This is a genomic window from Streptomyces sp. NPDC018031, from assembly GCF_044327625.1.
In the GTDB taxonomy this organism is placed as follows: Bacteria; Actinomycetota; Actinomycetes; order Streptomycetales; family Streptomycetaceae; genus Streptomyces.
Map to the genome: position 1 here is coordinate 1 of NZ_JBIRFT010000045.1, position 6228 is coordinate 6228.

Consider the following 6228-nt stretch of genomic DNA (forward strand, 5'->3'; position numbering starts at 1 on the left):
TCATCGACACCGCCACGCTGGACGCGGGGTACTGGTACGGGAACCTGCGGGGCCGGGTCGGTTTCGAGCCCGCCGTCCGCGCCCTGATCGACAACCGCACCAACTGCTTCGTGGAGGTGTCTCCGCATCCGGTGCTGGCGATGGCGGTGGAGGAGACCGCCACCGCGCACGGTGCGCAGGACCGGGTCGGTGTGGTGGGTTCGCTGCGCCGTGACGAGGGTGGTCTGCAGCGGTTCGTGCTGTCGTTGGCCGAGGCACATGTGGCGGGTGTGGGGGTGGACTGGCCGGGCTTCTTCGCCGGCAGTGGCGCCCGGCGCGTCCAGCTGCCCACCTACGCCTTCCAGCGCGAACGCTTCTGGCTGGTGCCGGGTGGTGGCGCGGGGGATGCCGCGGCCGCCGGCCTGGCCCGTGTCGACCACCCCATCCTCGCCGCGGCCGTCCAGGTCGGCGACCGCGACGAGTGGATGTTCACCGGCCGCGTCTCCCAGGACGCGCAGTCGTGGACCCAGGACCACGCGGTGTTCGGCACGGTGCTGGTGCCCGGCACGGCGCTGGTCGAGATGGCGCTCACGGCCGGCCGCGAGGTGGGCTGCGAGGTGCTGGACGAGCTGGTGCTGGAGGCGCCGCTGGTCCTCGCCGAGGACGCCGCCCGGCAGATCCAGATCACCGTCGGCCCGGCGGGCGAGGACGGCCGCCGCGAGGTGGCGGTCTTCTCCCGGCCGGAGACGGCCGGCGAGGACGAGCAGCGGCCGGCCACCTGCCACGGCCGCGGCTGGCTCGCCCCCGACGCCGAGCCGTCGGAGCCCTTCCCGCTCCAGTGGCCGCCGGCCGGCGCCGAACCGGTCGCCGTCGACGGCTTCTACCCGCGACTGGCCGACATCGGCTTCGACTACGGGCCGCTGTTCCAGGGCGTCCGGGCGGCATGGCGCGCCGGTGACGAGGTCTACGCGGAGGTGTCGCTGCCCGAGGACACCGGCACCGCGGGATTCGGCGTCCACCCGGCGCTGTTCGACGCCGCACTCCACGGCGTACTCCTGGACAAGGACGCCGGATCGTCGGTCGACCTGCCGTTCTCCTGGTCCGGAGTGAGGATCGGGCGGACCGGGCTCACCCAGGCCCGGGTGCGGATCGGCTCGGCGGGCGAATCGGCACTCCGGATCCACGTGGCCGACGACACCGGCTCCACGGTCGTGGCGGTCGACGCGCTGTCCGTCCGCCCGATGGACCAGGCGCAGCTGGAAAGCGCCCAGGGCAGCAAGCAGAGCTCGCTGTTCCAGGTCGACTGGGCCCCGGTGACGGTCGGCGCCGCCAAGCCGGTGCGGCTGGCGGTCCTCGGCGACCTCGACGCGGACGGCGAGCGGTTCGCCGGCCTGGACGCGCTGGAGCAGGCGCTCGCCGACGGCGCGGGCGTCCCGGACGCGGTCCTCGCCCACATCGGCTCCCCGGCGGACGCCGGCGACGCCGCGCAGACCGCGCGGGCCACCGCCGACCGGGCGCTGGAACTGGTGCAGCGGTGGCTGGCCGGCGACCGGCTCGCCGACGCCCGGCTCGTCGTGGTGACCCGGCACGCGGTCGCGGTGGGCGACGAGGCACCGGACGTCACCCAGGCGCCGGTGTGGGGCCTGCTGCGCAGCGTCCAGTCCGAGCACCCGGGCCGGTTCCTGCTGGTGGACGTCGACAACGGCACCCGGCCGGAGTGGGCCGCCCTGCTCGACCTGGACGAGCCGCAGCTGACGGTGCGTGAGGGCCGGGTGCTGGCACCCCGGCTCGGACGCGCCGCCGCGGCGCCGGAGGGCGACGCCTGGCGGCTGGCGATCCGGCGCAAGGGCTCGCTGGAGGACCTGGCGATCGTCCCCTCCGACGGCAGCCGCCCGCTGGGCGTGGGCGAGGTGCGGGTCGGCATCCGGGCCGCGGGCCTCAACTTCCGCGACGTGCTCATCGCGCTCGGCATGTACCCCGGCGAGGCCTGGCTGGGCAGCGAGGCGGCCGGCGTGGTGCTCGAAGTCGGCTCGGGCGTGACCGACCTGGCCCCCGGCGACCGGGTGTTCGGCCTGGTACCGGACGCCTTCGGACCGGTGGCGGTCGCCGACCGGCGGACGCTGGCGCCGATGCCGGCGGCCTGGTCCTTCGCCGAGGGCGCCTCCGTCCCCGTGGTGTACCTGACCGCCTACTACGGGCTGGTCGACCTGGCCGGCGGCATCGAGGCCGGTGAGCGGGTGCTGGTGCACGCCGCGGCCGGCGGCGTGGGCATGGCCGCGGTACAGCTGGCCCGGCACTTCGGCGCGGAGGTCTTCGCGACCGCCAGCGCGCCGAAGTGGGACGCGGTGCGGGCACTGGGGGTCGCCGACGACCGCCTGGCCTCCTCCCGCGACCTGGACTTCCGGGACACCTTCCTGGCGGCCACCGACGGCGCCGGAGTGGACGTGGTGCTGGACGCGCTGGCGGGCGAGTTCGTCGACGCGACCCTGGAACTCCTGCCGCGCGGCGGCCGGTTCATCGAGATGGGCAAGACCGACATCCGCGACCCGGAGGTGGTGGCCCGCGAGTACGCCGGGGTGCGCTACCGGTCCTACGACCTGATGGAAGCGGGACCCGAGCGGATCCAGCAGATGCTGGTCGAGATCGCCGCGCTGTTCGAGCAGGGAGCGCTGCGGCACGCGCCGATCCGCACCTGGGACGTGCGCCGCGGCCGGGAGGCGTTCCGCTTCCTCCGCGAGGGCCGCAACGTCGGCAAGGTGGTGCTCACCATCCCCGCGCCGCTGGACCCGGACGGCACCGTGCTCATCACCGGTGGTACCGGCGGTCTGGGCGCACTGGTCGCCAAGCACCTGGCCGAGCGGCACGGCGTCCGGCAGCTGCTGCTGGTCAGCCGGCGCGGCCCGGCCGCGGACGGCGTCGAGCAGCTGGTCGCCGAACTCGACGCGCTCGGCGCCCGGGCCCGGGTCGCCGCCTGCGACGTGGCGGACCGGGAGCAGCTGGCGGACCTGCTGGGCTCGCTGGAACAGCCGCTGACCGCCGTGGTGCACGCCGCCGGTGTGCTCGACGACGGAGTGGTCGAGTCCCTCACCCCCGAGCAGCTCACCCGGGTCATGCGCCCGAAGGTCGACGCGGCGTGGCACCTGCACGAACTGACCGCAGGAATGGAGCTGTCCGCGTTCGTGCTGTTCTCCTCGGCCGCGGCGCACCTGGGCAACCCCGGCCAGGCGAACTACGCCGCCGCCAACGCCGCCCTCGACGCGCTGGCGCACCAGCGGCGCACCGCGGGCCTGGCGGCCAGCTCGCTGGCCTGGGGCCTGTGGGCCGACGCCACCGGCATGACCGGTGAACTCGACGAGGCCGACCTCGCCCGTATGGAACGGAACGGCATCGGCGCCCTGCCCACCGAGCTGGGTCTGCAACTGCTGGACGAGGCCGTCGGCCTGGACGCGGCGCTGCTGGTGCCGATCCGGCTGGACCTCGGAGCGCTGCGGGTGCAGGCCCGCACCGGGATGCTGCCGGCGCTGCTGCGCGGCCTGGTCCGCGCCCCCGCCCGGCGCGCCGAGTCCACCGGCGGATCGCTGGCCCAGCGGCTCGCCGGAGTCCCGGACGCCGATCGGGAGGAGGTCGTCCTGGAGGCGGTGCTGTCCCAGGTCGCGGCCGTCCTCGGACACGCCTCCGGTGCGGCGATCGACCCGGAACGCGCCTTCAAGGAGCTCGGGTTCGACTCGCTCGCCGCGGTCGAGCTGCGCAACCGGCTCACCCAGGCCACCGGACTCCGGCTGCCCGCCACCCTGGTCTTCGACCACCCGTCCCCGGCGGCGGTCGCCCGGCTGCTGTTCAAGGAAGTGGGCGGCGGCGGCAGCACCGAGCAGGACGGCACGCCGTTCGAGGAGGAGTTCCGCAAGCTCGAGGCGATGCTGATCGCGGTCTCGGGCGACGAGGAGCAGTTCGCCCAGGTCGAACCCCGCCTGCGCTACCTCAGCAACCGGCTGCGCACCGTCCTCAGCGGTGCCGAAAGCCACACCAGCGACGCCGACGAAGGGGCCGACGACGCCCTGGACATGGTGTCCGACGACGAGATGTTCGAACTGATCGACAAGGAGCTCGGGTCGGCATGACCGGAAACGCGAACGACGTGCGGGGCGGATCGACGGCCGACGAGCAGAAGCTCCGTACCTACCTGCGGAAGGTGACCACGGAGCTGCGCACGGCCAACCGCCGTGTGCAGGAGCTGGAGCAGCGCGACCTCGAGCCGCTGGCGATCGTGGGCATGAGCTGCCGCTACCCCGGTGGCGTGGCCTCCCCGGACGACCTGTGGGAGCTGGTGGCCTCCGGCGGCGACGCGATGTCGGGGATGCCGACCGACCGCGGCTGGGACCTGGAGCGGATGTACGACGCCGACCCCGACCAGCCGGGGAAGGTCACCACCAGCTCCGGCGGCTTCATCGACGGGGTCGGCGACTTCGACGCGGACTTCTTCGGCATCAGCCCCCGCGAGGCCCTGGCCATCGACCCGGCCCAGCGGCTGATGCTGGAGGCGGCCTGGGAGGCGTTCGAGGACGCGGGCATCGACCCGACCTCGCTGCGCGGCAGCGACACCGGTGTCTTCACCGGCGCGGTGACCTCCGACTACGGCGGCCAGATGCTGCCGGAGCTGGAGGGCTTCCGGCTGGCCGGCACCCAGGGCAGTGTGGTGTCCGGCCGGATCGCCTACAGCCTGGGCCTGGAAGGGCCCGCGGTCACGGTGGACACCGCCTGCTCCTCGTCGCTGGTGGCGATCCACCTGGCGGCCAGGGCGCTGCGCGCGGGCGAGTGCTCGCTGGCGCTGGTCGGCGGCGTGACGGTGCTCGCCGGCCCGTTCCTCTTCCTCGAGTTCAGCCGGCAGCGGGGCCTCGCGCAGGACGGCCGCTGCAAGGCGTACGCGGCCGCCGCGGACGGCACCGGCTTCTCCGACGGCCTCGGCCTGATCGTGCTGGAGCGGCTGTCCGATGCCCGCCGCAAGGGGCACAACGTGCTCGCCGTGGTGCGGGGCAGCGCGATCAACCAGGACGGTGCGAGCAACGGTCTGACCGCGCCCAACGGCCCCTCGCAGGAGCGGGTGATCCGGCAGGCGCTGGAGAGCGCGGGACTGAGCGCGGCCGAGGTCGACGCGGTCGAGGGCCACGGCACCGGCACCCAGCTGGGTGACCCGATCGAGGCCCGGGCGCTGCTGGCCACCTACGGCCGGGAGCGGGTGGACGCCCCGCTGTGGCTGGGCTCCATCAAGTCCAACATCGGCCACACCTCGGCCGCGGCCGGTGTCGCGGGCGTGATCAAGATGGTGATGGCGATGCGGCACGGGATGCTGCCGCGCACCCTGCACGTGGACGCGCCGTCCCCGCACGTCGACTGGCACGCCGGGCAGATCGAGCTGCTCACCGAGGCGCAGGAGTGGTCGGGCGCCGGGCGCCCGCGCCGCGCCGGTGTGTCGTCGTTCGGCATCAGCGGCACCAACGCGCACGTGATCCTGGAGGAGGCGCCCGCCGAAGCCCCCGCCGAGGAGCAGGCCGGCACCGAGGCGCCGGCCGGGGAAGCGGCGGAGCGTCCGGTCGGCGCGGTGCCGGTGCTGGTCTCCGGCCGGAGCGAGGACGCGCTGCGGGCCCAGGCCGAGCGGCTGCGCGCGCACCTGGCCGACCGCGCCGAGCTGTCGCTGCCGGACGTCGGTTTCTCCGAGGCGACCAGTCGTGCGTTGCTGGAGCGGCGTGCGGTGGTGGTGGCGTCGGATCGTGGTGAGTTGCTGGCGGGGCTGGCGGCTGTCGCGGCGGGTGAGCCGGCCGGTGGGGTGGCTGTGGGTCGTGCGGTCGCGGGGAAGACCGCGGTGCTGTTCACCGGTCAGGGTTCGCAGCGGGCCCGGATGGGTGCGGAGCTGGCGGTGGCGTTCCCGCGGTTCGCCGAAGCGTTGGACGAGGTCTGCGCGGTGCTGGACCCGTTGGTGGGCCGGTCGGTGCGGGAGCTGCTGTCGGCGCAGGAGGGTTCGGCCGAGGCGGGGCTGCTGGATGCCACGGAGTACACGCAGGTGGCGTTGTTCGCCGTCGAGGTGGCGCTGTACCGGTTGGTGGAGTCGCTGGGTGTGGTGCCGGACTATCTGATCGGGCATTCGGTCGGTGAGCTGGCTGCGGCGCATGTGGCCGGGGTGTTGTCGCTGGCGGACGCGGGTGCGCTGGTGGTGGCGCGGGGCCGGTTGATGGGTGCGCTGCCCGCCGGTGGGGC

The 6228-nt window shown here is 74.5% G+C and carries 1 protein-coding gene and 1 pseudogene; both read left to right on the forward strand.

Annotated elements, in window-relative coordinates:
* On the forward strand, positions 1–4097 hold a 4097-nt coding region (locus ACH4B3_RS34085; RefSeq protein ID WP_398469647.1), incomplete at its 5' end, for an SDR family NAD(P)-dependent oxidoreductase.
* Between the two features lie 50 nt (positions 4098–4147).
* Positions 4148–6228, forward strand: a pseudogene (locus ACH4B3_RS34090) (type I polyketide synthase); the annotation flags it as partial.